Annotated in this window: 1 protein-coding gene; it reads right to left on the minus strand. The window is 71.1% G+C overall.

The genetic code is table 11. The features are described 5' to 3' along the window. Positions 1-1,668: FtsK/SpoIIIE domain-containing protein (locus tag J1M39_RS11720; RefSeq protein ID WP_206496829.1), on the minus strand; the 1,668-nt coding region annotated here is incomplete at its 3' end. Between the last annotated feature and the right edge of the window lie 95 nt (positions 1,669-1,763).

Here is a 1,763-nt window from a genome sequence, read left to right on the forward strand (position 1 = left end):
CTCCACCAGCATCTTCTTGTGCACGACTTCGCGGGGGCGCACCGTGGCGACGCGCTGGGGGTCGTAGTCGTCGGATCCCGGGTCGGGGTTGGGGGCGTAGATGGTCTGGATCATGACGGGCACGCCGGCGGAGTTCAGGGCCATGCCGCGGCCCTTGATGTGCCGGGGGATGGTGGTGCCGACCACGTAGGAGTCCCACATCATCTTGGCGCCGTCGGGGCTGAGGCGGGACATGGCCACGCGCATGCCGAGGTTGTCGCGGAACTCACCGGAGATGAAGCGGGTGTCCGCGCGCTGGAGGCCGATGAGCATGTGGATCTTCGCCGAGCGGCCCAGGCGGCCGATGTTGCCCAGGCGCTTGAGCACCGCGGACTTGGAGGATCCGCCCTTGGGCTTGACCTCGGCCCACCAGTCGTCGGCGGCCTCGAGCAGCGTGGTGGCCTCGTCGACGATCAGGGCCACGGGCTCGAAGTCGGCGGAGGTCGCCTTGCCGGCCTCGATCAGCGCGTAGCGCTCGTTCATCAGGTCGTGGGCGTCCTCGATCAGCTTCACCTGGTGCTCGATGCGCGAGGCCAGCCGTTCCACGTTCGGCCAGTCCCGCAGGCCGATGAACTCGATCCGCTTGCCGTCGATCACCCAGACCTTCCAGCCGGCCTGGGTCAGGCGCTGGACGACGTTCTGCTCCACGACGGTCTTGCCCGAGCCGGTGGTGCCGACCACCACCATGTGGGGCTGCTTGCGGGGGTGCCAGGAGAGCTGCTCGCCGTCCTCGTCCACACCCAGGGGGATCTGGAAATCTCGGTAGTCGGCGTGGGTGCGCACCAGCGGGGAGTGCTCCGGCGGGGGCAGGACCAGGGAGGGCATCGGCTCGCGGGCGGAGAACACGACGGTGTCCTCGACCAGGTTCCACTCCGGGACCCAGTCTCCGGGCACGCGGGTGGCCAGGACCCGCTCCACGCGCAGCCGCTTGGAGGCCATGGCCATGTTGCTGCCCTGCTCGTGGGCGACCTCGATGCGGGTCGCGTCGCCGTCGTCGTTGAGCTCGACCTTCACGCGGGCGGACTCGCCCAGCAGGTCCCGCACCACCCGGGATGCGCGGTCCACGGTCGGGTCGGTCTTCTCCACCTGCTCGGCCCCCACGGCACCGAGCACCACGCGTCGCTTGCGCGGCAGGTGGGCCTCCACCTTGTACTTGGCCCCGAGGCTGACCGAGGCGACCTCGGCCAGGGACTTCAGCCACTCCGGGTCCGGCACCACCCTCGCGTGGTAGGTCAGCTGCACCTGCTGGGGCAGGCCGATGAACCCCCCACGCCAGCGGGAGAGCTTCACCGCGGCCCGGGACGGCCGCGGGCGGATCATCATCACCGGGCAGATCTGCTCGGTGAAGTGGTCGGCGATCTCCGCCCGCTGCCGCGCCCGCTCGGCCACCACCAGGGATGCCGTCGAGACGCCGGCACCACCGCCGGCCACCGCGTAGGCCAGGGCCGGGTCCGTGGCGGCGAACATGCCGGCGGCCAGCGCGCCGGCGGCGACCAGTCCCGATCCGATCCCGAAGAACTTCGCCGGCTGCGGCTGAGGGGCCAGCGCCCTGAGCCCCTCGTCGACCTCCTGATGCGCGCCGGCCTGCGCCGTGCCCACACCCATCTGCGGCTCCATGTCCACGCTCATCTGCGGCCTCACCCTCTGGCCCCGAGGACGGGGCCGACGACTCTCGTTCACTGCCCATAAGGCCCGACCGCGCCGCCGATGTCCCTTCCCCCGCC

It is taken from the genome of Micrococcus sp. KRD077 (assembly GCF_017168505.1).
In the GTDB taxonomy this organism is placed as follows: domain Bacteria; phylum Actinomycetota; class Actinomycetes; order Actinomycetales; family Micrococcaceae; genus Micrococcus; species Micrococcus luteus.